This window comes from Actinomyces sp. zg296 (assembly GCF_009829695.1).
GTDB classification, from domain to species: Bacteria; Actinomycetota; Actinomycetes; order Actinomycetales; family Actinomycetaceae; genus Actinomyces; species Actinomyces marmotae.
On sequence record NZ_VWPG01000009.1, the window covers coordinates 21,725 to 45,890 of the forward strand.

Below are 24,166 nucleotides of genomic sequence, written 5' to 3' on the forward strand. Positions count from 1 at the left end.
GACCGCTGGCGCTCAGCGGCTCCGGGCGGGCCGTCGCCAGCGGGCGCCATCTCTCTGGGCGCGGCCGGCCAGCTCGAGCGCGCCCAGGGCGGCCAGGGTCTCCCGCTCGGACAGCCCGGCGGCCCGGGCGACGGATTCGATGCTGGCCGCCGCGCGCGCGGGCAGGGCGTCGACGACGGCGGCGGAGATGGCGTCGAGCCCGTCGAGCAGGCCGGGCCGGCGCGCCGCGGAGAGCGCCTCCTTGGGGGCATCGGCGTCCGCGGCTCCCAAGGGGAGGAGCAGCTCGAGGGCCTCCTCGACGTCGGTGACACAGGTCGCCCCCTGGCGCAGGAGGCGGTGGCAGCCTCCTGAGGCCATGGAGGTCACCGGCCCGGGAACGGCCCCCACGGGGCGCCCGATCTCCATGGCGTGGTGGGCGGTGGACAGCGCGCCCGAGCGCCAGGCCGCCTCCACGACGACGGTGGCGCCCGTCATCGCGGCGATGATCCTGTTGCGGGTCAGGAAGCGGTGCCGAGCGGGCTGGCTGCCGGGCGGCACCTCGGCCACGAGGGCCCCATGGTCCACCACCGCCTGGAGCAAGGCCGCGTTGCCGGCCGGGTAGAGGCGGTCCACTCCCCCGGCCGACACCGACAGCGTGGGCCCCGCGGTGAGCGCCCCCCGGTGCGCGGCGGCGTCGATGCCGAAGGCGCCGCCGGAGACGATGAGCGCGCTGCGCTCGGTGAGCCCCCGCGCCAGGTCGATGGCCATGCGCTCACCGTAGGCGGTGGAGTCCCGGGCGCCGACGAGCGCGAGGGCGCGACCGGCCCCGCGCCCCGCGGCCATGCGGTCCTCCCGCGCCGGCAGCCCCGGCCAGCCTTGCCCGGCGCCCGCCTCCTGGCGGCCCACGAGCAGGGCGGGGTCCCCGCGCAGCCAGAGGCAGAAGGGGGGATGCTCGAGGTCATCCAGGCCCGGTGGCCACCAGGGATCGCCGGGGACCACGAGCGAGCCGCCCAAGCGCTCCAGGACATCGAGCTCACGGCGGATGTCCAGGCCCGCGAGCCGGGGCGCCCATCGCCCCACCGCGACCTCCCATCGGCGGGGCGTGGCGCTCACCAGGAGGGACTCCGGTAGCGGCGGGGGCTCAGGGCTCCCCGAGTCGCGCTCGGCCATGTGGCGCACCCAGGCCAGGGCCTCGGGCGCGCCGAGGCCGGCCACGAGGAGGGCCGCGGCGTGGTCGGCCGGCTCGGCGAGCCGCGACCAGGTGGCGCGGGCCAGGGAATCCGACTCATCGGTCGGCTCGACCGGTCGCGCCTGCCGAGGCCCGGGAACCGGCGCGCCGCCGCGTGGCGCGGCCCCATCGATCGGCGTGGCGCGGTGGGAGGCGGCGTCGGGGGCGGCAGCAGCGGTGGTGTCGCGGGCGCTCATGGGCGGGCTCCTCGTGTGCGCAGGGCCAGGGCGGCCCCGAGGTCGGGCGGGGTGGGGCGGTCGCGCTCAGCGAGATCGGCGAGAGTCCAGGCCAGGCGGAGAACGCGGTCGACGCCGCGAAGAGTGAGGTCGCCCCGGTCGAGGGCCTCCATGAGCGGGCGCATGAGGGCCGGATCGGCCCCTCCCTCCTCACTGCGCAGGTAGGAGCCCGGAACCTGGGAGCTCAGGCGCCAGGGGGTTCCCGCCAGTCGCGCCGCGGCCCGCTCGCGTGCGGCGAGCACCCTGGCGGCCACCGCGGCGCTCGACTCCCCGGGCGCGCCCGAGGCGAGGTCGGCGGCGCTGACCGCGTCGACCTCCACCTGGATGTCCACCCTGTCCAGGAGCGGCCCGGACAGGCGGGAGAAGTAGCGGCGCCGCTGGAGGGAGGTGCAGGCGCACTCCAGGCCCTTGCCGCTGGCGCGCCCGCAGGGGCAGGGGTTGGCGGCGAGCACGAGTTGGAACGCCGCGGGGTAGTCGGCCCGCCCGCCGACGCGGTCGATGCTCACCTCCCCGGCCTCCAGTGGCTGACGCAGGCAGTCCAGGACGCTGGCAGGGAACTCCGGCGCCTCGTCGAGGAAGAGGACGCCCCGGTGCGCCAGGGACACGTCCCCCGGGCGGGGCAGGCCGGAGCCCCCGCCGATGATGGCGGCGCGCGTGGCGGTGTGGTGCGGGCAGCGCATGGGCGGCTCGGCCAGCAGGCCGGAGTCAGCGTTGAGCAGGCCCGCCAGGGAGTGCAGGGAGGTGACTGTGACGGCGTCGCTCTCGGCCAGGGGAGGCAGGATCGAGGGCAGGCGCTCGGCGAGCATGGTCTTGCCCGCCCCGGGCGGCCCGACCATGAGCAGGTGGTGCCCGCCGGCGGCCGCGACCTCGAGCGCATGGCGGGCCTGGGCCTGCCCGACGACGTCGGCGAGGTCGGCCCGGTGGCCGGGGCCCGCGCGGCCGCCCGCGGGGGCGGCGATGACGGACGGCGGGCGCTCCTGGGCGCCGCGCATGATCTCGACGGCGGCGCGCGGCAGGCGCCCGCCGTAGCCCTGGACGAGCTCGCCAAGGTGGTGGACCGCCTGGATGCTCGCTCCCGGCACCAAGCGGGCCTCCGACGCGCAGGCGGCGGGGACCACTACGCGGCTCACGCCGGCCTCGACAGCCGACAGGACCGCGGGGAGCACGCCGCGCACAGGATGCACGGCGCCGTCCAGACCGAGCTCCCCGATGTAGGCGACCCGGGCCATGGTGGCCAGGGCGCGGGGCGGCAGGGCCCCGCGCGCGCCGAGCACGGCCAGGGCCAGGGCCAGGTCGAAGCCGGTGCCGGTCTTGGGCAGGTCCGCCGGGGAGAGGTTGACGGTCAGGCGCTGCTCGCCCCAGGTCGTGCCGCAGACGGTGAGGGCGGCGCGCACGCGCTCCCGGGACTCCCGGATCGCGGCGTCGGGCAGGCCCACGAGCATGAAGCCCGGCAGGCCTGGGGCGGCGTGGGCCTCGACGTCGACGAGGTGCCCCCGTAGCCCGGTGAGGGTGACGGCCAGGGCGCGCGCGATGCTCATGATCCGCACACCGCCCTGTGGTGGCGCAGGAGCGCGGGGGCACCCTCGCGCAGGATCACGGAGACCACGTCCAGGCGGAGGCGGTGCGGCGGGGCTCCCCGCCGGCCGGCCCAGGCGATAGCCAGGCGCCGCAAGCGCGCCTCCTTGGGAGGGGTGACAGCGGCGGCGGGCGGCCCGGCGCGCAGACTGGATCGGGTCTTGACCTCGACGATGACCAGAGCTCCGGCGGGATCCTCGGCGATGATGTCGAGCTCGCCGCGAAGCCCGGACCCGGCGGGCGCGCGCCAGTTGCGATCGAGGATCCGCCAGCCGGAGTCGCGCAGGTAGTCGGCGGCGATACCCTCGCCCCGCTGGCCGGTCAGGCGCCGCCTCTCCGCGGGGCTCGGGGGCGCGGCGGGCGGCGCCTCCCGCGCGTTGGGCGGGATCGGTGGGCTGAGGCGCGCTGCCGGTGGAGCGGGGATGGGCGGGTTCGTCGGGGTCATGGTGGTCACCTCCGTGACCACGGTGCCCCTTCGTCGGACTGGCTCGCGCCCGCCGTCCCCAGGAGGGGGCGGGACCCGCGCGCGGCGGCCCCGGTGGTTCCCGGCGCATGGCGCCGCGATGGCGGCGCGACGGCGCCGCGCGGGCCTCAGGCGCGCCGAACCCCCGCCGGTCCGGGCAACCGCCGCCGCGATGGGTCAGGCGCTCAGGAGGGGATCTCCATCTCCGGCTTGGACAGCTCCTCGACGTTGACATCCTTGAAAGTGACCACGCGCACGGACTTCACGAAGCGGGAGGAGCGGTAGATGTCCCACACCCACGCGTCCTCCAGGCTCAGCTCGAAGAACACCTCGCCGCCGTTGGTGCGCACCTGCACGTCCACGGAGTTGGCCAGGTAGAAGCGGCGCTCCGTCTCGACGACGTAGTCGAACAGCCCCACGACGTCCCGGTACTCCCGGTACAGATCGAGCTCCAGATCGTTCTCGTATGCCTCAAGGTCCTCTGCACTCACCGGGCCATCATGCCCGCCGCCGCCACCCCGGCGCGAGCGGAAGGCGGGTTGCGTCGCCCACCCGCGCCCCCCTGAGCCCCCGCCCACCACGGCGGGCGCGCGGTCCTCAGCCCAGCCCGGGCAGGCGCCAACTGCGCCGATGCTGCTCGCTGGCGCCCAGCTCGGCCAGGCCCGCCTGGTGCGCGGCCGAGCCGTAGCCCTTGTTGGAGGCCCAGCCGTAGCCGGGGTCGGGCAGGGCGGACATGATCGCGTCGCGCTCGACCTTGGCAAGCACGGAGGCGGCTGCGACCACGGCGCAGCCCGCGTCGGCCTTGACGCGCATGACCACGCCGGGGATGTCCTCGTCGGGGATGGCGGAGCCGTAGTCGCTCCGGAGCACGATCTGATCCGGCTGGTCGAGGGCGGACAGGAGGTCCTCGGCGGGAGGGACCAGCCAGTTCGCGGTGCCGTCAAGGATGATGACGCCGGGCAGGTGGCCGCGCTCGCGGACCCGGGCCAGGGCTCGCCGCCCGGCCAGGCGCAGGGCGGCGGCGATGCCGAGGGCGTCGATCTCAGCCGGTGAGGCGTGGGCGATGGCGTGGTCGGTGAGCCATGCGGCGCAGGGGGCTGTCAGGGACTCGCGCCGGGAGGCGCTGAGCATCTTGGAGTCGGCCAGGCCCTCGGGGAAGGCGTCAGCGGTGCTCCGGGAGACCACCGCGAGGCCGACGGTGACGGGGCCGGCCAACGCGCCCCTGCCGACCTCGTCGAGGCCGCCAACGAGTTCATGGTCCCTCAGGAGCGAGGCCTCCAGGGCGCGGTCGGGTCGAGTGCGCGGCATGGGTCAGGCCGCGCGGGCCATGCCCGCGGGCGCGTCCTCCCGGACGGGCGCGGCGGCCGGATCGGCGGCGGGGACGTCCTTGAAGGCCTCGCGGCCACCGGCCAGCGTGCCCCAGTGGGCGAAGGGCCACACGATCCTCTTGGCCACGCCCACGACGTCGGTCAGGGGCACGGCGCCTCCATGGGCGTCGGAGGTGTGGAATCTGGAGTCGGCGGAGTTGGAGCGGTTGTCCCCCATGACCCACACGCAGCCCTCGGGCACGACGACGTCGAAGGGCGTGGTGGACGGCGAGGTCCCCGGGCGGAGGTAGGGCTCGTGGATCTGGACGCCGTTGACGGTCAGGCCGCCCTGGCCGTCGGCAACGACGTGGTCCCCCGGCATCCCGATGACGCGTTTGATGAGATGGTGCCCGGAGCCCTCGGGCAGGAGGCCGATCGCGATGAAGAGGCCGCGCATCGCGCCCTTGAGGCCCGTGGGGTCGGTGGTGTTGAGCCAGGAGTCGGGGTCGCGGAAGACGATGATGTCCCCGCGGCGCACGTCCTTGGAGTCGTACATGGTGACGGCCACCCGGTCCCCGTTGACGAGGGTGGGCTCCATGGACGCCGAGGGGATCTCGAAGGTCTGGACGACGAAGGACTTGATGAGCGCCGAGCCGGTCAGGACGACGGCGACGACGATGAGGCTCGAGAGCAGGCGCCGCCAGGGGCTGGGGGCCGAGGGCGCGGGGGCCGAGTCGGCCAGGCGCGTGCCGGTGGCGTTGGCGACCGGCTGGCGGGGAGGGAAGGCGGGCGGGAGGGGGCGGGGGGAGTCCTCGCCGTCCTGGCGGGGCTCCTCGTCCGCGGGATCATCCCGGGAGGCGCCCAGGACGATGATCGGCTGGCGCTGGTCGGTCACAGGGCCTCCTCTCGATGATCGTGGTGGCTGGCGTTGACGGGGCGGCGCCATGCGCCGGATGGAGTCAGCGCCCGGGGCTCGGGGCCCCGGGCGCTTGAGGGAGAAGCGGGATCAGGCCTCCCGGCGCTCCTTGATCTTGGCGGCCTTCCCGCGCAGGTTGCGCAGGTAGTACAGCTTGGCGCGGCGCACGTCACCGCGGGTGACGACCTCGATCTTGTCGATCGAGGGGGTGTGCACCGGGAAGGTGCGCTCAACGCCGACTCCGAAGGAGATCTTGCGGACCGTGAAGGTCTCGCCGATGCCGCCGCCGTGACGGGCGATCACGACGCCCTGGAAGACCTGGACGCGGGAGCGATTGCCCTCAACGACCTTGACGTGCACCTTGACGGTGTCGCCGGGGCGGAAGCTGGGGATGTCGTCGCGCAGCGACTTGGCGTTGATCTCGTCGATCAGGTTCATTGTTCTCTCCTGCGCACGCGCCACTGGTCGTGAGCGCTTGGTCAGTCGGAGCCGCACCATCCCATGATGGATGGGGCCGCCCCGGAGCGTGTGCCCGGCGGGTCCTGCGATGCTGGGACCTCCCCAGTGGCGGAGGCACCCCGAGTCCCGTGGGCGGGTCCAGTCTGCCACAGGGCCACGGGCCGCGGCGATGACGCCCATGCCCAAGTGCGCGACCTCACGCGGGGCCCGCGGCGTCAGGAGGCGGGGGGAACGCTGGAGAACGCCTCCCGGCCGTCGCTCAGGCCTCCCCAGCGGGAGACCGGCCAGACCACGCTCTTGGCGACGCCGACGACGTCGTCGAGCGGCACGAAGCCCCCGTTGGCATCATCCTGGTGGTGGCGCGAGTCCTCGGAGTTGGAGCGGTTGTCTCCCATGACCCAGATCTTCCCCGGCGGGACGACGACGTCGAAGGCGAGCTCGGAGGGGGCTCGGCCGGGTTTGATGTAGGGCTCGCTGACCGGGATCCCGTTGACGGTGATGGGGCCGACGCCGTCGGCGACGACATGGTCCCCCGGCATCCCGATGACTCGCTTGATGAGGTGGTCGCCGGTGCGGTCGGGCAGGAGGCGCGCGGCGATGAGGGCGTCCCGGGCGAGGCCCGCGAGACCGGTGGGCTGGGGATCGTTGAGCCAGTCACCGGGGTCGGCGAAGACGACGATGTCGCCGCGGTGGATGTTGGTGGCGTCGTACCTGGTCACCACCACCCTGTCCCCATTCTTGAGGGTGTTCTCCATGGATCCGGACGGGATGATGAAGGACTGGGCGATGTAGGACTTGAACAGGGCGGCGCCGATGATGCCGACGATGAGGAAGGCGACGACGATGAGCCGGCCGCGCCAGCGGTCGGCTCGGCTCCGCCCGGCGCCGTCGGCTCCGTCAACGGCGTCGGCGCCGTCGGCCCCCTCGGCGGCACCGGCGGGCTCGGTCTCGGCGTCCGGGCCGGCTGGGGCGTCCTCGGCTCTGGTCAACGCGTCGCTCATGCGCGCGGCTCCTTCCTGGGGCTGGGCTCGCCAGCGGGGGCGAGGGTCAGGGACATGACGACGTCGCGGCACGCGGTTCCGCCCACCTCGTAGACGCGCGTTCCGCGCGCTGAGAAACCGGCGCGCTTGTACGCCTTCCGCGCGCGCCGGTTGCCCTCGTGGGTTCCCAGCCAGATCTCGGTGGCGCCGGCGCGGGCCGCGCTGGCGAGGGCGTGGGAGATGAGCACTGGGGCCAGGCCGGAGGCGCGCAGCCGGGAGTCGGCGTAGACCTTGGACAGCTCGGCCACGGCCCTGCCGCTGGCCGCGTCGGGCGCGGCGATGCTGGGCGGGCGGGCGTCGAGGCCCTCGGGAAGGGCGCCGTCGGCGTCGCGGGTCTCCAGGAGGAAGACCGCGTAGCCGACGAGTTCGCCGGGGGCGATCGGCTCGGCATCGGAGCCGGCCGGCGAGCCCTCGGGCAGCTCCGCGACGGCGACGCCGGCGCGCTCGTCGGCGATCCACTGGGCGAAGCGCTCGGGAGTCAGGGCGCGGGCGACATGCGCGGCGATCTCCTCGGGGGCGAGGAAGGGCGGGCAGGCGTCCGGGAAGGTCCGCGCGGCTAGGGCGGCGAGGGCCCGGGCATCGTCGGGCTCGGCGGGGCGCAGGCGCATGGGCGCGGGGCCGAGGGACCCGGCGGGCACCACCCAGCCGTGGCGGGCGAGGGCGGCGCGGTCCTGGGAGTCGAGGGTGGTGGGATCCAGGGCGCGGATCATGTCCGGGCGGCGGGCGGCGGTGCGGGCGATGGCCTCGTCGCGACGCGCGCGGGCGATGCGGGCATGGTCCCCGGAGAGCAGCACCTCGGGAGCGTCGAGCCCCCGCCAGGCGACGGGGCGGGTGAGCGCCTCATGCTCGAGCAGGCCGAGGGCGCTGTGGGACTCCTCGACGACGGAGGCGGGGTTGCCGAGGACGCCCGGCAGGAGCCTGGCGATGGCCTCGATCATGACGATGGCGGCCGCCTCTCCCCCGTTGAGGACGTAGTCGCCGATGGACAGCTCGCGCACCTCGATGCCGCGCGCCGCGTAGTGGCGGGGCACGCGCGAGTCGATGCCCTCGTAGCGCCCGCAGGCCACGATGAGGCGGTCGGCCCCGGCGAGGTCCTCGGCGGTGCGCTGGGTGAAGACCTCCCCGGCGGGGGTGGGGATGAGGAGGACGGCGCGGCCCGCCCCGAGCGCCCCGCCCGGAGTCTCAGGGCCCCCCGGCACCTCAGCGCCGTCAGCCAGGACGGCGTCGAGGGCCTCCCCCCACACGTCGGGCCTCATGACCATGCCGGCGCCACCGCCGAGCGGGGTGTCGTCCACGGTGCGGTGGCGGTCGTGCGCCCAGTCGCGCAGGTCGTGGACACGCAGGTCAATGAGGCCGTCCTCCCGGGCGCGCCCGATGAGGGACAGGTCCAAGACGTCGAGGAAGGCCGGGAAGATGCTGACGACGTCGATGCGCATCCGCCGGGACCGCGTGGAGGCTCCGCCCGTGTCAGTCATGATCACCGCCGTCGGCCGCCTGCCCGGCACTGCGGGCGCCGCGAGCACCGCGGGGACCCGATGCCCCGGCGGTCTCCTCACTGACCTCCGCGGCGCCTATGCCCGGGAAGAGGCCTCCGGGCGGGTCGATGATGACCAGCCCGGCCTCGGGGTCGACCTCGGGCACGAGCGCCTCGACGAAGGGGACCGCGACGCGCTGCCCACTGGGCGTGGTGATGATGAGGCGGTCCTGGGCGACGCCGGGCTCGAGATCAGTGACAGCGCCGAGCCCAGTACCATCGATGTGGCGGGCGGCCAGGCCCACGAGCTGGTGGCGGTACCAGGCGTCGTCGTCCTCATCCTCGGGCTCGGCGTCGGTGTCGATGAGGAGGCGGTGGCCCCGCAGGGCCTCCGCGGTGCTGCGGTCGGGGGCCTCGGCGAAGACCGCGAACCAACGGGTGCCGTCGAAGCGCAGGCGCTCCACGGTGAGGTCGGCAGCCGGTTTCCCGGAGCGGTCCTGGGTGGCCAGGACGGCGCCGGAGGCGAGACGGCCCCGCGGGTCGTCGGAGCGGATCTCCAGGCGGACCTCGCCCTTGAGGGCGTGGGCGGGGCCGATGATGGCGACAGTGAGCTGCACCTGGTCTCCTGGGTGGGCGTGGGTCGGCGGCGCGATCGATCCGCCGTGTCGGCCACCAACCTACCGCGCCGCCCGGCTGGGCCCCCGCGCCAGCGCGAGGAGGGGTGAAGGTCACTCCCCGCGCTGGGGCATCCCCGGCGCCGGTCCTGACGGGTCCCCTCCTGCTCACGTGCGGGGCACCAGGCGGTGCCCGGACGGCGCCGCGCTGATGCGGCCCCGCCCGCGGGCCGCATCGGCGCGGGCCCTCAGGCGATCGCGTCGGACAGGCGCGTGAGGCGATCGGCCTCCTCGGGGGCCAGGGCGAGGTCGAGCGCGGCGGTGATGGCCGGGAGCTGGGCGAGGGAGCGGGCGGAGGCTAGGGGCGCGACGACGCCGGGGCGGTCGCGCAGCCAGGCGAGGGCCACCGAGGCCGGCTCCACGCCGTGGGCGGCGGCGATCTCGACCACGGCGTCAACCACGTCGAAGCACTCGGGGCGCAGGTAGTCGGCGACCATTCCGGCGCGATCGCCGGTGGGGGCCTCGTCGCGCCGGTACTTGCCAGCGAGGAAGCCCGCGGCCAGGGAGAAGTAGGGCACGAGGCTAAGGCCGTGCCGGGCGGCCACCTCGCCGCGGCCGCCGGGGCCCTCGACGTCGCCTCGGCGCACGAGGTTGTAGTGGGGCTGGAGGGCGACAGGGGCGGCGGCGCCCTGCTCGGCGGCGAGCGCCATCCACTCCTCGATGCGCTCAGGGGCGTAGTTGGACAGGCCGACGTGGCGGATCTTGCCAGCCGCGCGGATCTCCTCGAACACGGCGACGGTCTCAGCCAGGGGCACGCCGGGATCGTCGAAGTGGGCGTAGTAGAGGTCGATGGCCTCGACTCCCAGGCGCTCCAGGGACTCGTCGACGGCGAGGCGCACGTTGTTGGGGGCCAAGCCCTTCCGGTCGGGCTTGGTGGAGACCTTCGTGGCGATGACGAGATCGTCGTGGTGGCCCCGCGCGCGCAACCAGGAGCCGATGACGGCCTCCGACTCCCCACCGCGGTTGCCACTGGCCCAGTGGGAGTAGCCGTCAGCGGTGTCGATGAAGTTGCCCCCGGCCTCCGCGTAGGCGTCGAGCAGGGCGTGGCTGGTGGCCTCGTCGGCGGTCCATCCCAGGACGTTCCCGCCGAATCCGATCCTGGCGACGTCGAGGTCCGAGTCTCCTATGCGCATGAGTCTGTCTCCTTCGTCGAACTGCGCGCCACGGCCCGGATGAGGCCGGTGAGAGGCACAACGCCGTTGCCCGGCCCTCCATTCCTTGGAGGGCCGGGCAACGGCGTGGGAAGCGCGGGGGCCTCGCGGCCGGGCCGCGCTCAGCGGCGGTCGGTGTCGACGACGTCGACGCGCACCGGCGAGTCCGCCAGCGCGCCCACGACCGTGCGCAGGGCCCGGGCCGTGCGGCCCGAGCGGCCGATGACGCGGCCGAGGTCCTCGGGGTTCACGCGCACCTCGAGGAGGTCGCCGCGGCGCAGCGACCGGGGGGTGACGGTGACGTCGTCGGGATTGTCGACGATCCCGCGGACGAGGTGCTCGAGCGCGTCAGCGAGCATGTCAGGCCTCCTCGGCGGGGGCCTCGGGAGCGGGCTCCTCGGAGGAGCCCTCCGCGGCCTTGGCCTCGGCGGCCGCGGCGTCGGCCGCCTCCTTCTCAGCGTCGGCCTTCGCCTTGGCGGCTGCGGCCTTGCGCTTCTCGGCGTCGTCGGAGACGGCCTTGACAGCGGCCTCCTTGGCGGCCGCGGCGGCCTCGGCGTCCTTGACCTTCAGACGGCCCTCGGCGCCGGGCAGGCCCTTGAACTTCTGGTAGTCGCCCGTGATCTTGAGCAGGTTGAAGACAGTGTCGGAGGGCTGGGCGCCCACGCCGAGCCAGTACTGGACCCGCTCGGAGTCGATGCGGATGAGCGAGGGCTCCTGCATCGGGTCGTAGAGGCCGACCTCCTCGATGACACGGCCGTCGCGCTTCTTGCGGGAGTCGAGGACGACGACCCGGTAGAAGGGGGCGAACTTCTTGCCCATGCGCTTGAGGCGAATCTTGACTGCCACTTGGTTGAACTCCTGGTTCTGGATGGTTTGGCCCGCGCCGATCCCCGGTGGGGTCAAGCAACGGTTTCCGGCGGGAGCCGAGACGCGAGGGCGCGAGGGAGAGGGGCCTCGCGCGCTCGAGTGCACAGGGGATTGTGCCAGATGCCGCCAAGAGGCCGCCACCGCGAGCGCCTCCGACCGGCCGCGGCGTGGTGCGAGATCGCCCACAGGGCGCCCCGTGGGCCCCGTGGGCCCCGTGGGCCCCGTGGGCCCGTGGGCCCGTGGGCGAGGATCCCGGGCCGCTCAGGCCTCCTCGTCGAGGCTGGCCACGCGCGCGGCGGCCTTGTCCGCCGTCCAGATGTCGCCGTCGAGGGCCGCGGGCAGGCCGGCGCGCTCAGCGACGAAGGCCGGCTCGGCGACGCCGTCGGATCGCTGGCGGTCGTAGTCGCGCAGAACGGCGAAGACCCAGCGGCTCAGCCAGAGCACGGCCACGAGGTTGAGGATGGTCATAAGGGCGAGGGCGACGTCGGCCATCACCCAGGCCAGGTCGAGGGCGACGACCGCGCCCAATCCCGTGGCCGCCGTCATCGCCAGGCGCAGCGCCACGCCGGCGCGGGGCCCGCCGCCGAGATAACTGAGGTTGATCTCCGCGAAGTTCGAGTAGCCCAGCACCGAGGAGTAGGCGAAGGTCGCCACGACGAAGGTCATGAACCACAGGACCCACCCGCCGGGCAGGGCGTCGGCCAAGGCGTGCTGGACGAGCGTGGTCTCGGCCCACTCGGGGGCGACCCCCGGGGTGTAGATCGAGGGCGAGGCCAGCAGCACGGTCAGGCCGGTGGCGGTGCAGATGACGATCGTGTCGATGAAGACGCCGAGGGACTGGATGAGTCCCTGGACCACGGGGTGGGCGACGTCGGCGGTGGCCGCGCCGTTGGGCGAGGAGCCCTGGCCCGCCTCGTTGGAGAACAGGCCGCGCTTGGTGCCGTTGAGGAAGGTGGCGAACAGGCCCCCGCCCACGCCCGCCAGGCCCGGCCGCAGACTGAAAGCGCCGGCGATGATGTCCCCGAAGACCCCGGGGACGCTGGGCAGCGAGACGATGATGACGACGGCGACCACGGCGATGTATGCCAGGGCCATGAGGGGCACCAGCCACTCAGTCACCCTCGCCACGAAGCGCATCCCGGCCAGGAGGATCGGGGCGGTCACGGCCATCAGAACGATCGCGGTGGCCGTGGTGGACACGTGGTGGGAGGATTCGAGGGTGGCCGCGATGGTGTTGGACTGGACCATCGGGAAGATGAGCCCGTAGGAGAAGATGAGCATAAGCGCGAAGACGATGCCCATCGCCCGGCCGATCCCGCCGCGCCCGGCGAGGGCCAGGCCCCGCTGCATGTAGTAGGCGGGCCCGCCCCGGAAGATGCCGTCGGCGTTGCGGACCTTGAAGACCTGGGCAAGCGTGGACTCGGCGAAGGATGTGGCCATGCCGAGCAGGGCCACCACCCACATCCAGAACAGGGCGCCGGGCCCACCCAGGGTGACCGCCAGGGCGACGCCGGCGATATTGCCGGTGCCCACGCGCCCGCCCAGGCCGATGACGAAGGCCTGGAAGCTGGACAGGGATCCGCGCTGGTGCCGCGAGCGCAGGACCAGGCGGAGGCTGCGGGCGAAGAGGCGCACCTGGACCCCGCGAGTTCCCAGGGTGAGGAAGAGCCCGGTGCCGAGCAGGATCCACACGAGGATCTTGCCCGACACGAAGCCCTCGAAGGCGCCCAGCGACTCGGTGAGCCGCTCGGTCAGCGGCGGGTGCGAGGCCGCGGCTGTGATCGCCGCGGGGAGGGCGACCGGGAGGGCGAGGGGCATGGCGATGGGCATGAGGGGTCCCGTCAGTCCGGATCCGAGTGAACCCCGTGAGACTAGCTGAGACCGTTGAGCGCCGCGTCCTCAGGTCCGGCCCTTGGCGGGCACGGGGATGTCGGCCGGGAGGGCACGGGGATGTCGGCCGGGAGAGCCGCCGGGAGGATGGTCCCGCCCGCGTGACATCTGTCATCGGCGGGTGGTGACAGCCCTCAGTACCCGGCGCCGCCCATCGCGCCGACGATAGGACCATGACACAGCACACGCCGGGCGGCCCAGGCGCCCTGAAACCCCCTGGTCACTCGCCCGCCCCGGACCCGCGCGCCGGCAGGAGCGCGCAGCCTCCGGCCGTCGAGGTGACCGGCCTGGTCAAGACCTTCGGGACGGTACGCGCCGTCGACGGCATCGACCTGCGCGTGGCCCCCGGCGAGGTCGTGGCCTTCCTCGGCCCCAATGGCGCCGGGAAGTCCACCACCCTGGACATCATCCTCGGCTTCTCCACCCCCGACGCCGGGGCCGCCCGGGTCTTCGGCCTCAGCCCAGACCAAGCGGCCAGGGGGCTGCGCACCGGCGCGATCCTCCAGGAGGGGGGCCTCCTGCCCGACTACACGGTGGGTCAGACGATCCGCTCTGTGGCCGCCATGCGCGGGGCCCGTCACGATGTCCCGGCCGTCCTGGAGCTCTCCGGGATCTCCCCGATCCTGGGCCGTAAGGTGGCCAAGTGCTCCGGGGGCGAGCGCCAGCGCCTGCGCCTGGCCCTGGCCCTGCTGGGCAACCCGGACCTCATGGTGCTCGACGAGCCCACCGCCGGCATGGACGTCACCGCCCGCCGCTCCTTCTGGGCCGCGATCCGCGAGCGCGCCGCCGGGAGCAAGTCGGTCCTCTTCGCCACGCACTACCTCCAGGAGGCCGCGGACTTCGCCGACCGGATCGTCATCATCCACCACGGCCGGATCATCGCCTCGGGCTCGGTGGACGACGTGCGGGCGCTCGGCGAGGGCACCATCGTCACCGCCACCTGGCCTGGCATGCCCGGAGCGGCCGCGCTCGATGAGGCGCTGGCCGAGGCGCGCGCCTCGCTCCAGGGCGTCGCGGTGCGCGGCGAGCACATCGAGGTGCGGACCACCGCGCCCGACGACGTCGCCCGCATCCTGCTGACCCGCACGCCCGCCCACCACTTGGGGATCACCGCCCTCAGCCTCGACGACGTCTTCACCGATCTCGTCGAGGAGCCCGCGCCGGTCGGAGGATCGGCCGCCCCTCCGGCGCGATAAGCGCTCGCGCGCGCCGGCCCACGACCATCCCGACACCGCCCGGAGACCACCATGAGAACCGATACCAGCACTGAAACCAGCACTGAAACCAGAACCGCGATCAACCCGGCCCAGGGCGCCCCGCGCCCCGGGCCCGGCCCGGCCCCCTCGGAGCGCCCGAGTCTGATCCCCTACCTGCTCTGCGAGCTGCGCACGACGATCCTGAGGGCTGACACGATCATCTTCATCGTCGTCATACCGCTGGGCATGTACCTCCTGTTCGGGACCATGGCCTCCTACAGCGATGTCGATGCGGGCCGGGGCAATGTCAACGCCGTCATCATGATCAATATGGCGGCCTTCAGCGCTGCCATGGCGGCCACAACCGTGGCGGGGAGCAGCGCCGTCGAGCTCGCGGGGGGATGGGGCCGCCAGATGGGGCTGACCCCCGGTGGGATGCGCGCGTACTACCTGGTCAAATCCGCGGCTGGGGTCCTGCTATCACTCGTGCCCACCACCCTGCTGTTCGGCGCCGGGGCCATCATGGGCGCGCGCTGCGACACGCCCCTCGTCTGGATCAACTCCTTCCTGGGCTGCCTGCTGCCGACGATCCCCTTCTCCCTGTACGGCCTGGCCATCGGCATGTGGTTCCCCTCCCAGGGCGCCGTTGGGACGGCCGCCGCCTCGGTGACGGTGTGGGCCTTCCTGTCCAACATCTTCATGCCGCTGTCCGGGGCGCTGCTCACGATCGCGCGCTACACGCCGCTCTACGGAGCCGCGACCCTCGCGCAGCGCCCCATCATGGGCGATGTCATCAACACCGCGACGGGCGTGGTCCACGAGAGCCCGTGGATACAGGTCACTAACCTCGTGGCATGGACGCTCATCATCGCCGCCGTCTGCCTGCTCTCCCGCCGCCGGGCCACGGCGCGGCGATGAGCGGGAGGACCCCCGGCCAGGCCCTGCCCTCGTCGCCGGAGCCGAGTTGGAGGGACTGGCGCGCCACCTGGCCCGGCGCGCCCGGGTGGCTCGGCGTCGACTGGGAGGCTTCCATCTGGATCGGCTTCCTCCTGCCGATGATCGCCTTCCTCCTGGCATCGCGGGCCTCGCTGTGGGCGAAGATCCTGGGGGCCTGTGGCCTAGCGGCCTTCGCGGTGATCTACGTGATCGAAGTCAGCCTCATCGCCAAGCGGGCTAACTTCGCCCGCCTCGCCCCGGCCTCGAGGCCGCGCGAGGAGCTCGCCCCCGCGATCCGCCCACTCGTCCTCCTGGGACTGTGCGCGGTCGCGTCCACGATCGCGATCACCTGGTACTCCACGGTGTTCCTCCCCTACTTCTGCGCGATCGTCCTGTTCACCACCAGGCTGCGCACGGGCCTGATGGCCAGCGCGGGAATGTGCCTGGCCGCGCTGGCCGCGCTGGCCGTCATCCTGGCCGTGGGCCCGGGCGAGCCGGGGCTGGTGTACATGACGCTCGGCTGCATCACGTCGTCGGGGTTCGTGGTCCTCTCCCGCTTCTTCGCCGAGCAGGAGGCGCAGCGCGCCCGGCAGGCACGCGCGGAGGCCGCGATGGCCGAGCGCGAGGAGATCGGGCGGGACGTGCACGACATCCTCGGTCACTCGCTCACGGTGCTGACCCTCAAGGCGGAGGTCGCCCAGAGGCTTCTGCGCCGGGATCCCGAGGCGGCGGAGCGCGAGCTCGCCGAGGTCATCGATCTCTCACGGGCCGCCCTGGCGGATGTGCGGGCGACCGCCACGCGCCTACGCACCCCGGATCTGGCCAGTCAGATCGAGTCCTCCCGCACGGCCTTCGCGGCGGCCGGCATCGACGCCGAGTTCACCGGCAGACCCGAGGACCTCCCTTTGGGGCAGCGCGAACTGGCCTCCTGGGCGCTGCGCGAGGCCACGACGAACATCCTGCGCCACGCGGGCGCCACAGCGGTCAGGGTGGCCCTCTCGCCCGGGCGGGTCGTGGTGGCGGACAATGGGCGCGGGCTCAATGGGGCTCCCGAGGGCAACGGGCTGCGGGGTCTGCGCAAGCGCGTGGAGACCTCGGGGGGCGAGGTTCGGTTGGTGAGCCCGACGCCGCATCCCATCCCCAGCCCGGGCGGGGCCGGACCGGTCGGAGCCGGACCGGTCGGGACCGGACCGGGCGGAGCCGGACCGGGCGGGGCCGGACCGGGCACCGAGATGGAGGTCCTACTGTGAAGGCGACGGATTCCGAGCACGGCGGCGTCGTCATCCGCCTGCTCATCGCCGATGACCAGGCGCTGGTGCGCGGCGCGCTGGCGACCCTGCTGGGACTGGAGGCGGACCTGGAGGTCGTGGCGCAGGTGGGATCCGGCACCGAGGTGGTGGCCGCGGCCCGGGAGCACGGAGCCGATGTGGCGCTGCTGGATATCGACATGCCCGACGGCGATGGCCTGGCCGCCGCCGCCGCCCTGACCGCCTCGGGCCTGGCCTGCCGCAGCCTCATCGTGACCACCTTCGGGCGCCCGGGGTACCTGTCGCGGGCGCTGGAGGCGGGGGCGAGCGGCTTCCTGGTCAAGGACACTCCCCCAGAGCAGCTGGCGGACGCGATCCGTCGCATTCACGCGGGGCTGCGGGTCATCGACCCAACCCTCGCCCAGGAATCGGTGCTCCTGGGTCCCAATCCGCTCACCGAGCGGGAGAAGGAAGTGCTGCGCCTCGCGGCCCGGGGCGACGACGCCCATGGGATCGCCGCGGGCCTGCGCCTGGGCGACGGGACGGTGCGCAACTACCTGTCGAGCGCGATCGCCAAGACCCACGCGCGCAACCGCACCGAGGCCGCCCGCACCGCCGAGCGCAACGGCTGGCTGTAGGCGCGGGCAACTGAAGGCGCGGGCGGGGTAGGAGCGCACGGCTGTAGGCGCGGGCGGCTGAAAGAGCGCACGGCTGTCAGCCTCCCCAGCACTCCAAGCTCGCACTGTTGATGACAACCTCTCCACCCTTCCCCACCGAACTCGGCTCACTGGGCGCGTAGCACTGGTTGGGGCCTGGTTCCCGTTGCGTCGGTGTTCAGGACCCGCTCCTTGGCTCACTGATAGCGGGTAACCAGCTCCTGGACGCCTCGTGGCGGTATGACCGGGGTGTCGAAGGCACCGCTGAGCCATCGTGGGCAACGGCCGACCGTCGTAAGCACTGCTAAGCCGTTATAAGTACCGCTGAGCCATTGTAGACAACAGCCAACCATCATAAGCAGCGAAGAACTGCCATAAGCAACCGCCGACCGCCTTAAGCACCGCTGCACCATCTTGAGCACCGCGGGGAGCGCTGCCCAAAACATCCCAGCACTGCTCTAGACGCCCCAACGCTGCCCCAAACCTCCCAGCGCTGCTCTCGACACCAGGCCGAGAACATCACGAACACGCCCCAAAGTCGTGAGCACCAGGTAGGCCATCGTCGGCATCACTGAGCGATTGTGGGCACCTTTGGGCCATCGTGAGCACCGCTGAGCCATCATGAGCACCTCTGGACCATCGTGAGCACCGCGGGGAGCGCTGCCCTCGACGGCCCAGCACTGCTCTCGACACCAGGCCGAGAACATCACGAACACGCCCCAAAGTCGTGAGCACCAGGTGGGCCATCGTCGGCATCACTAAGCCATCGTAGGCACCGCTGAGCCATCATGAGCACCTCTGGACCATCGTGAGCACCGCGGGGAGCGCTGCCCAAAACATCCCAGTACTGCTCTAGACGCCCCAGCGCTGCCCCAAACCTCCCAACACCGCCCCAAACCTCCCAACGCTGCCCAAGGCCTCTCAACGCTGCTCTCAACGCCAGGCTGGGAAGATCATGGACGCGCCCCAAGATCGTGGGCACCGGGTGGGTCACTGTGAGCGCTGCTGAGACATTGTGGACAATGGAGGGCCGTCGTGAGTACCGCTAAGCCATTGTGGATAAAGGCCGACCATCATAAGCAGCGGAGGACTGCCGTAAGCAACTGCCGACCGCCTTAAGCACCGCGGGGCCATCGTCAGCACCCCGGGGAGTGGTGCCCAAAACATCCCAGCACCGTTCTAGAGGCCCCAGCGCTGCCCTCGACGGCCCAGCACTGCTCTCGACACCAGGCCGAGAACATCACGAACACGCCCCAAAGTCGTGAGCACCGGGTGGGCCATCGTCGGCATCGCTGAACCATTGTGGGCACCTCTGGGCCATCGTAAGTATCGCTGGGCCATCGTGAGCACCGCGGGGAGCGCTGCCCAAAGCATCCCAGCGCTGCCCGAGACCTCCCAGCGCTGCTCTCGACGCCGGGCCGAGAACATCACGAACACGCCCCAAGATCGTGAGCACCGGCTGGCCGCTGTAAGCACCGCGGGGCCATCGTGAGCACCGGGTGGAATGTCATCGGCGCGCGGCGGGGCTGCCGACGCGCCCCCGGGACGCGCCCATGACCCCAACGAACGGCGGCAACTGGGCCACGACCAACCCGGTCACGACACCCACAACGAGCAAACGACGCCTGACACGCCAACACGTGCAATGTGGGCACCCACGGAGGCATCAGCGGTGCGTTCCGCACTGAACGGTGCCGTTCGCGCCCACTGGTGCGTCCTGCCCGCACCAGTGGGCGCGAGCCGCACCACCCAAAGGGGGGAAAGCCACCACCCCACACGAACAGCACCACCCAAAGAGGGAAAAGCCACCACCCCACACGAACAGCACCACCCAAAGGGGGAAAAGCCACCACCCCACACGAACAGCACCACCCAAAGGGGAAAAGCCACCACCCTGCGCGAGCCGCACCACCCCGCGCACCCCCGCTCTCAGCCCGCCCGGTCCCAGCCCGCCCCCCCGCTCTCAGAGCCCGAGGCGGCGGCGCAGGTCCTCGGGGAGCGCTGCCATGGCATCGGCGACGTCGCCACTGGAGGCCGCTGCCTGCTGGGGCTGCGCGGGGGCGGCCTGCTGTCCCGGCATGATGCCGTAGCCGCCAGCGACACTTCCGGCACTGCCGGCACTGCCGGTGCTGCCCGCGCCCGCTCCCCCGCCTGCCCCTTGGCCTAGCCCGAAGGAGGATCCGGCCACCGGCGCGGCGGGCGCCTCCTGGGCCCCCCGCGCGATCTCCTTGGCCTGGCGCGCCGCCTTGGCGGGGTTGCCGGAGCGGCCTTTCTTCCCGCCCTTGCCCTTCTTCTTGGCCTTGGGCGCCTGACGGGCCTTGGAGTGCTTGCCCATGGACGGCAGCGATCCCAGGCCGGGCATTCCACCTGGGCCACCCGCGCCTCCCATGCCGCCCGACGCCATGGCCTCCATCATCTTCTTGGCCTGCTCGAAGCGGTCGACGAGCTCGTTGACCGCCTGGACGGTGGTGCCCGAACCCTTGGCGATACGGGTGCGGCGCGAGCCGTTGAGGATCGTGAGGTCTTTGCGCTCCGCGGGCGTCATGGAGCAGACGATCGCCTCGATGCGGTCCACCTCGCGGTCGTCGAAGGCCTCGATGGCCTCGCGCATCTGCCCCATGCCGGGCATCATGCCCAACAGCTTCTTCATCGAGCCGAGCTTGCGGATCTGGCGCAGCTGGGTGAGGAAGTCGTCGAGGGTGAACTCGCCCTTGGCGAGTTTGGTGGCGGCGTCCTCGGCCTCCTTGGCGTCGAGGGTCTTCTCCGCCTGCTCGATGAGGGTGAGCAGGTCTCCCATGTCGAGGATGCGGCTGGCCATGCGGTCGGCATGGAAGCGCTCGAAGTCGTCCAGGCCCTCACCCGTGGAGGAGAAGAGCACGGGAGCGCCGGTCACCCCGCGCACGCTCAGGGCCGCGCCACCTCGGGCGTCGCCGTCGAGCTTGGAGAGCACGACGCCGGTGAAGCCGACGCCGTCACGGAAAGCGACCGAGGTGTTGACGGCGTCCTGCCCGACCATCGCGTCCAGGACGAAGAGGATCTCGTGAGGGGCGACGGCGTCGCGGATGCGGATCGCCTGGTCCATCATCTCCGCGTCCACGCCCAGGCGGCCGGCGGTGTCCACGATGACGACGTCGTAGCCCTTGGCGCGGGCTTGCTCGACGCCGCTGGCGGCCACCCGCACCGGATCGCCGACGCCGTTGCCGGGCTCGGGGGCCCAGATGTCCACGCCCGCGCGCTCGGCGACGACGCCGAGCTGCGTGACGGCGTTGGGGCGCTGGAGGTCGGAGGCCACGAGCAGGACGCGCTTGCCATCGCCCTTGAGCCAGCGCCCGAGCTTGCCGGCGAGTGTCGTCTTACCGGCGCCCTGGAGGCCGGCGAGCATGATGACGGTGGGGCCGCGGTCCGCCCAGTTGATCTCGCGGGTGGCGCCGCCCAGGACCTCGATAAGCTCGTCGTTGACGATCTTGATGACCTGCTGGGCGGGGTTGAGCGCCTGGGATCGGGCGGCGTCGACGGCCTTCTCGCGCACGGCGGCGGTGAAGGCGCGCACCACGGGCAGGGCGACGTCGGCCTCGAGGAGGGCGCGGCGGATCTCGGTGACGGTCGCCTCGACGTCGGCCTCGGTCAGGCGGCCCTTGCCGCGCAGGGAGTTGAAGGAGGCGGTGAGCCGGTCGGAAAGGTTGCCGAACACGGGGGTCCTTCCTGGGGCGCGGGCGCGCCGGTCGGGGGGTGCGGGCCCGGGCGGCATGGCGCCGCCCGGGCATCGCGCTTTGCTGCCGCCCAGGATAGCGGCCGGGGCAAGCGCGCTCCCCCACCCCGCGCGTCACTCCCAGGCGGCGGAGCCCGGGTCCACCCCCTGGGCGAGGGCGGATGCGTCGATGATGTCCTTGAGCCAGGCGGCCAGGCCCTTCCCCTTGGCGTCGTAATAGGCGGTGAAGCGCTGGTCGCTAACGTATCCGCGGGCGATGAGCACCTGCCTGGGCACGGTCATCTCGATCCAGCGGTTCAGCTCCTCCCGATGGCGCTCGGCCAGGGCGTTGGCCTCCTGGCTGCCGGGAGCGACGCCGCGGCGCATGGCGTCGGCGAGATCGGCCTCCAAGCGCTTGGCCTCGTCGGCCGCCCGCGCCCAGTCGTCCGGCGTCATGGCGGCCTTGCGGCGCTCCGACTCCACCCAATCCTCGGTGCCGCCCCAGCGCTCCTCGGCCTCGGCGGTGTACTCCTCGCTCCACTGGCCGTGCCAGGCCTGGGCCCGCTCGGCCCCGCTCATGTGATTCCCCATGGTCTCCGCCTCCATCATGGTGTCGATGACGCGGACCATCCGCGTCAGGCGGGAGATCCGCTCGGACAGGAGTCGGCGCTGCTCCATCAGGTGCTCGGCGGCCGTCGCCGGGGCGCCGTCGAGCAGCTCGCCGATCGCGGCCAGGCCCATGCCGGTCTCGCGGTAGACGAGGACCTGCTGGGCTCGGTCGAGGTCGGCGTCGCTGTAGAGGCGGTAGCCGGACCAACTGCGCCCCGAGGGGGTGAGCAGGCCGATGGCGTCCCAGTGGTGGAGCGCGCGCACGCTCACGCCCAGCAGCCGCGCAGCATCGCCAACCGTGCGGTCGGCCTCCGACCCGTGACCGGGGGCCGGGGCCGGTGCTGGGGCGCTAAAGCGGGGAGCGTCGTTCATGCCCTGAGAATCTCTCATGCGATGCAGCCTGCCGCCTCACGCCGCGTGAGGGTCAAGCGGTGGCCCTCAACCAGCCGAGGACGGCGCGCACTCGCCGATTCCCTTCCTCGGGAGGCAGATCGAGCTCGACGAGGATATGCGCCACGCGCTTGGCCAGCGCGCCGTCGGCTCACCACGGCAGGGCGGCTGGCGCGCTCAGGCGGATCATCGCGCCCCGGCCCACCGGGGAGTCGATGGCCAGCTCGCCGACGACGGTCACCATCCTTGGGCGATCCCCGCCAGGCCCGTTACCTTGTTGGTGGTTGCTGGCCGAAGGAGCGCTGGTGACTGGGCCAGCGGTGGTCGGCATGATGGCTCGCCCCCCGGCCCACGAGCGAGCACGAGCCGCCCCCGGGATACCGCCTCACCCCGCACAAACCGCCTCACCCCGCACAAACCGCCTCACCCCGCAGAAACCGCTTCAAACTGCGAGAATGAGGGCGCAACGCCGGGCCGAGACGGTATCCCCGGGGGCAGACAGTATCCCCGGGCCGAGACGGTATCTGGAAACCAAGACCGCAACGCCGGGCCGAGACGGTATCCCCGGGGGCAGACGGTATCCCGGGGGCGAGGGCGCAGGATCGCAGGACGCTCAGTTGCCGATGGGTTGGAACGGAACCGCCCTGGAGCACGTCGGGATCGCCACCCAGGCTGGGGCCTTGCCCGAGCGCCTCAGCGGCGGCGAGCGCCAGCGGGTGGCGATCCGCCCGCGTCCTCGTCTCCCGACCGGCCATCGTCCTGGCCGATGAGCCGACGGACGCGCTCGATGTCGTCTCAGCGCGGATCGTCCTGGACTGGTTCGCCCCGATCGCCTCCGAGGGGACCTGCGTCCTCGTGATCGCCCATGACCCCGCCGCGGCGGCCCGGGAGCGGCGTGTCATCGTCATGGACGGCGGGCGCGGGACTGAGGCGGCGCCCACCGGCGCCCGTCGGCGCCCGTCCTCAGGCCAGGAGGGCGTCGACGAAGCCCTCGGGATCGAAGGGGGCCAGGTCGTCAGCCCCCTCGCCCAGGCCGACGAGCTTGACGGGAACGCCGAGCTCGCGCTGGACGGTGACGACGATGCCGCCCTTGGCGGTGCCGTCGAGCTTGGTGAGCACGATGCCGGTCACGCCCACGGCCTCGGAGAACACCTGGGCCTGCCGCATGCCGTTCTGGCCGGTGGTGGCGTCCAGGACGAGGAGGATCTCGCCGACCGGGGCGATCTTGCCCATGACGCGCTTGATCTTGCCGAGCTCGTCCATGAGGCCGGCCTTGTTCTGGAGGCGCCCGGCCGTGTCGATGAGGACGACGTCGGCGCCCTGGCCGGCGGCCGCGCGCACGGCGTCGAAGGCGACGGAGGCGGGGTCGGCGCCCTCGCGCTCGGAGCGGACGACCTCCACGCCCACGCGCTGGCCCCACGTGGACAGCTGCTCGGCGGCGGCGGCGCGGAAGGTGTCGGCGGCGCCCATGACGACGGCCTTGTCCTGAGCGACGAGGACGCGAGCGAGCTTGCCGCAGGTGGTGGTCTTGCCGGTGCCGTTGACGCCGACCATGAGGATGGCGGCGGCGGGCGCGGCGCCCGCGGGCAGGTCAGCGCCCTCGGCGGGCGCGGGCCGGGTGAGGTTGAGGGAGCGGTCCATGGCGGGGTCGACGAGTTCGAGGAGCCCGGAACGCAGGACGCCGCGGATGGCCTCGGGGTCGGAGGTCCCGAGCACCTTGGCCTGGGTTCGCAGCCCATCCATGAGCTCCATGGTCACCTCGACGCCGAGGTCGGAGGTGAGCAGGGTGTCCTCGATCTCCTCCCAGTCGGACTCGGACAGGTCGCCGCGGGACAGGACGGACAGGACGGCCTTGCCGAAGCCCCCGGAGCCGGCCAGGCGGGCGCGCAGGCGCTGCATGCGCCCGGGGATGGACTCGGGCCGCTCCAGGGTGGCGACGGCGCCCCCGGCGCCCTCCCCTGCCCCAGGGGCTTCGCCGGGGGATCCTGGCCGCTCCCCCGCCCCCTCAGGGCCGGCGGTGGGAAGGGCCTGATCACGATCCAGGGGCTTGTGGGCGCTGACCTCGGGGGGCGCTTGGCCGCGGCGGCGCCGGCCGGAGACGAGCCAGAGCCCCCCCACCAGGGTGAGGACGGCGAGGACGGCAATCACGATGAGCATCGGGTCCATGCCCCCATCATGCCCGATG

General features: G+C 72.9%; 21 protein-coding genes. 4 read left to right on the top strand and 17 right to left on the bottom strand.

The window, feature by feature from the left end; all coding sequences use genetic code 11:
• Positions 1-12 precede the first annotated feature (12 nt).
• The 14 genes from GVV76_RS08055 to GVV76_RS08120 form a co-directional block, all read right to left on the bottom strand.
• The gene (locus tag GVV76_RS08055) at positions 13-1,404 is read right to left on the bottom strand and encodes a DNA-processing protein DprA (protein WP_159524273.1); all 1,392 of its coding nucleotides are present in this window, start codon (positions 1,402-1,404) and stop codon (positions 13-15) included.
• Complete coding sequence (locus GVV76_RS08060; protein WP_159524274.1) at positions 1,401-2,981, bottom strand: YifB family Mg chelatase-like AAA ATPase; 1,581 nt, start codon at positions 2,979-2,981, stop codon at positions 1,401-1,403. The genes GVV76_RS08055 and GVV76_RS08060 overlap by 4 nt, the downstream gene beginning before the upstream one ends.
• Positions 2,978-3,463: a YraN family protein gene (locus tag GVV76_RS08065; protein ID WP_159524275.1), complete on the bottom strand. Its 486-nt coding sequence runs from the start codon at positions 3,461-3,463 to the stop codon at positions 2,978-2,980. Before GVV76_RS08065 ends, GVV76_RS08060 begins: the two co-directional genes overlap by 4 nt.
• A gap of 203 nt (positions 3,464-3,666) precedes the next feature.
• Positions 3,667-3,972: a DUF2469 domain-containing protein gene (locus tag GVV76_RS08070; protein ID WP_017177022.1), complete on the bottom strand. Its 306-nt coding sequence runs from the start codon at positions 3,970-3,972 to the stop codon at positions 3,667-3,669.
• A gap of 106 nt (positions 3,973-4,078) precedes the next feature.
• The gene (locus tag GVV76_RS08075) at positions 4,079-4,789 is read right to left on the bottom strand and encodes a ribonuclease HII (RefSeq protein ID WP_159524276.1); all 711 of its coding nucleotides are present in this window, start codon (positions 4,787-4,789) and stop codon (positions 4,079-4,081) included.
• Between the two features lie 3 nt (positions 4,790-4,792).
• Positions 4,793-5,683 carry a signal peptidase I gene (gene lepB / locus GVV76_RS08080; RefSeq protein ID WP_159524277.1) on the bottom strand — a complete coding sequence of 297 codons (891 nt, stop codon included), beginning with the start codon at positions 5,681-5,683 and terminating at the stop codon, positions 4,793-4,795.
• A 111-nt stretch (positions 5,684-5,794) separates the two neighbouring features.
• Positions 5,795-6,142, bottom strand: a complete 348-nt coding sequence (rplS, locus tag GVV76_RS08085; RefSeq protein ID WP_080462967.1) for a 50S ribosomal protein L19 — start codon at positions 6,140-6,142, stop codon at positions 5,795-5,797.
• 236 nt (positions 6,143-6,378) lie between these two features.
• Complete coding sequence (gene lepB, locus GVV76_RS08090) at positions 6,379-7,164, bottom strand: signal peptidase I (protein WP_159524278.1); 786 nt, start codon at positions 7,162-7,164, stop codon at positions 6,379-6,381.
• Positions 7,161-8,639, bottom strand: coding sequence for a tRNA (guanosine(37)-N1)-methyltransferase TrmD (gene trmD / locus GVV76_RS08095; protein ID WP_159524290.1), 1,479 nt, complete (start codon positions 8,637-8,639; stop codon positions 7,161-7,163). The genes lepB (GVV76_RS08090) and trmD overlap by 4 nt, the downstream gene beginning before the upstream one ends.
• 31 nt (positions 8,640-8,670) lie before the next feature.
• Positions 8,671-9,294 (bottom strand): ribosome maturation factor RimM, encoded by a 624-nt coding sequence (gene rimM, locus GVV76_RS08100; protein WP_159524279.1) that lies wholly within the window; start codon positions 9,292-9,294, stop codon positions 8,671-8,673.
• A 245-nt stretch (positions 9,295-9,539) separates the two neighbouring features.
• Positions 9,540-10,484, bottom strand: coding sequence for an aldo/keto reductase (locus GVV76_RS08105; protein ID WP_159524280.1), 945 nt, complete (start codon positions 10,482-10,484; stop codon positions 9,540-9,542).
• Positions 10,485-10,624: 140 nt separating this feature from the next.
• Positions 10,625-10,861, bottom strand: coding sequence for an RNA-binding protein (locus GVV76_RS08110; RefSeq protein ID WP_080462961.1), 237 nt, complete (start codon positions 10,859-10,861; stop codon positions 10,625-10,627).
• A gap of 1 nt (position 10,862) precedes the next feature.
• On the bottom strand, positions 10,863-11,348 hold the full coding sequence (gene rpsP / locus GVV76_RS08115) for a 30S ribosomal protein S16 (RefSeq protein WP_159524281.1): 486 nt from the start codon (positions 11,346-11,348) through the stop codon (positions 10,863-10,865).
• Between the two features lie 282 nt (positions 11,349-11,630).
• Positions 11,631-13,199 carry an alanine/glycine:cation symporter family protein gene (locus GVV76_RS08120; protein WP_235925289.1) on the bottom strand — a complete coding sequence of 523 codons (1,569 nt, stop codon included), beginning with the start codon at positions 13,197-13,199 and terminating at the stop codon, positions 11,631-11,633.
• A 233-nt stretch (positions 13,200-13,432) separates the two neighbouring features.
• On the opposite strand from GVV76_RS08120, the gene GVV76_RS08125 reads away from it, so the two are divergent.
• Genes GVV76_RS08125 through GVV76_RS08140 form a run of 4 tightly spaced genes read left to right on the top strand, consistent with a single transcriptional unit; the run spans position 13,433 to position 17,276 of the window.
• The gene (locus GVV76_RS08125; RefSeq protein ID WP_159626288.1) at positions 13,433-14,455 is read left to right on the top strand and encodes an ABC transporter ATP-binding protein; all 1,023 of its coding nucleotides are present in this window, start codon (positions 13,433-13,435) and stop codon (positions 14,453-14,455) included.
• Between the two features lie 51 nt (positions 14,456-14,506).
• Entirely contained in the window at positions 14,507-15,373 is an 867-nt protein-coding gene (locus tag GVV76_RS08130) for an ABC transporter (RefSeq protein ID WP_201288257.1), read from the top strand.
• On the top strand, positions 15,310-16,641 hold the full coding sequence (locus tag GVV76_RS08135; RefSeq protein WP_236263321.1) for a sensor histidine kinase: 1,332 nt from the start codon (positions 15,310-15,312) through the stop codon (positions 16,639-16,641). The genes GVV76_RS08130 and GVV76_RS08135 overlap by 64 nt, the downstream gene beginning before the upstream one ends.
• A complete protein-coding gene (locus GVV76_RS08140) occupies positions 16,638-17,276 on the top strand; it encodes a response regulator transcription factor (protein WP_236263323.1) in 639 nt (212 codons plus the stop codon). The genes GVV76_RS08135 and GVV76_RS08140 overlap by 4 nt, the downstream gene beginning before the upstream one ends.
• A 1,981-nt stretch (positions 17,277-19,257) precedes the next feature.
• On the opposite strand, the gene ffh is transcribed toward GVV76_RS08140, so the two are convergent.
• From ffh to ftsY, 3 genes are all read right to left on the bottom strand, one after another.
• Positions 19,258-20,985 (bottom strand): signal recognition particle protein, encoded by a 1,728-nt coding sequence (gene ffh / locus GVV76_RS08145; RefSeq protein WP_159626290.1) that lies wholly within the window; start codon positions 20,983-20,985, stop codon positions 19,258-19,260.
• A gap of 132 nt (positions 20,986-21,117) precedes the next feature.
• Entirely contained in the window at positions 21,118-21,963 is an 846-nt protein-coding gene (locus tag GVV76_RS08150) for a MerR family transcriptional regulator (RefSeq protein WP_159626292.1), read from the bottom strand.
• 981 nt (positions 21,964-22,944) lie between these two features.
• Positions 22,945-24,147 (bottom strand): signal recognition particle-docking protein FtsY, encoded by a 1,203-nt coding sequence (gene ftsY / locus GVV76_RS08155; protein WP_159626294.1) that lies wholly within the window; start codon positions 24,145-24,147, stop codon positions 22,945-22,947.
• Between the last annotated feature and the right edge of the window lie 19 nt (positions 24,148-24,166).

Bases quoted from the DNA above. Each gene is read 5' to 3' on its own strand.
- GVV76_RS08125 (WP_159626288.1), top strand. From the start codon at position 13,433: ATGACACAGCACACGCCGGGCGGCCCAGGCGCCCTGAAACCCCCTGGT.
- rplS (WP_080462967.1), bottom strand. From the start codon at position 6,142: ATGAACCTGATCGACGAGATCAACGCCAAGTCGCTGCGCGACGACATC.
- GVV76_RS08105 (WP_159524280.1), bottom strand. From the start codon at position 10,484: ATGCGCATAGGAGACTCGGACCTCGACGTCGCCAGGATCGGATTCGGC.
- ftsY (WP_159626294.1), bottom strand. From the start codon at position 24,147: ATGGACCCGATGCTCATCGTGATTGCCGTCCTCGCCGTCCTCACCCTG.
- GVV76_RS08065 (WP_159524275.1), bottom strand. From the start codon at position 3,463: ATGACCCCGACGAACCCGCCCATCCCCGCTCCACCGGCAGCGCGCCTC.
- GVV76_RS08075 (WP_159524276.1), bottom strand. From the start codon at position 4,789: ATGCCGCGCACTCGACCCGACCGCGCCCTGGAGGCCTCGCTCCTGAGG.
- GVV76_RS08150 (WP_159626292.1), bottom strand. From the start codon at position 21,963: ATGAACGACGCTCCCCGCTTTAGCGCCCCAGCACCGGCCCCGGCCCCC.
- GVV76_RS08055 (WP_159524273.1), bottom strand. From the start codon at position 1,404: ATGAGCGCCCGCGACACCACCGCTGCTGCCGCCCCCGACGCCGCCTCC.
- lepB (WP_159524278.1), bottom strand. From the start codon at position 7,164: ATGAGCGACGCGTTGACCAGAGCCGAGGACGCCCCAGCCGGCCCGGAC.
- GVV76_RS08060 (WP_159524274.1), bottom strand. From the start codon at position 2,981: ATGAGCATCGCGCGCGCCCTGGCCGTCACCCTCACCGGGCTACGGGGG.
- GVV76_RS08135 (WP_236263321.1), top strand. From the start codon at position 15,310: ATGGACGCTCATCATCGCCGCCGTCTGCCTGCTCTCCCGCCGCCGGGC.
- GVV76_RS08130 (WP_201288257.1), top strand. From the start codon at position 14,507: ATGAGAACCGATACCAGCACTGAAACCAGCACTGAAACCAGAACCGCG.
- GVV76_RS08110 (WP_080462961.1), bottom strand. From the start codon at position 10,861: ATGCTCGCTGACGCGCTCGAGCACCTCGTCCGCGGGATCGTCGACAAT.
- GVV76_RS08120 (WP_235925289.1), bottom strand. From the start codon at position 13,199: ATGCCCATCGCCATGCCCCTCGCCCTCCCGGTCGCCCTCCCCGCGGCG.
- trmD (WP_159524290.1), bottom strand. From the start codon at position 8,639: ATGCGCATCGACGTCGTCAGCATCTTCCCGGCCTTCCTCGACGTCTTG.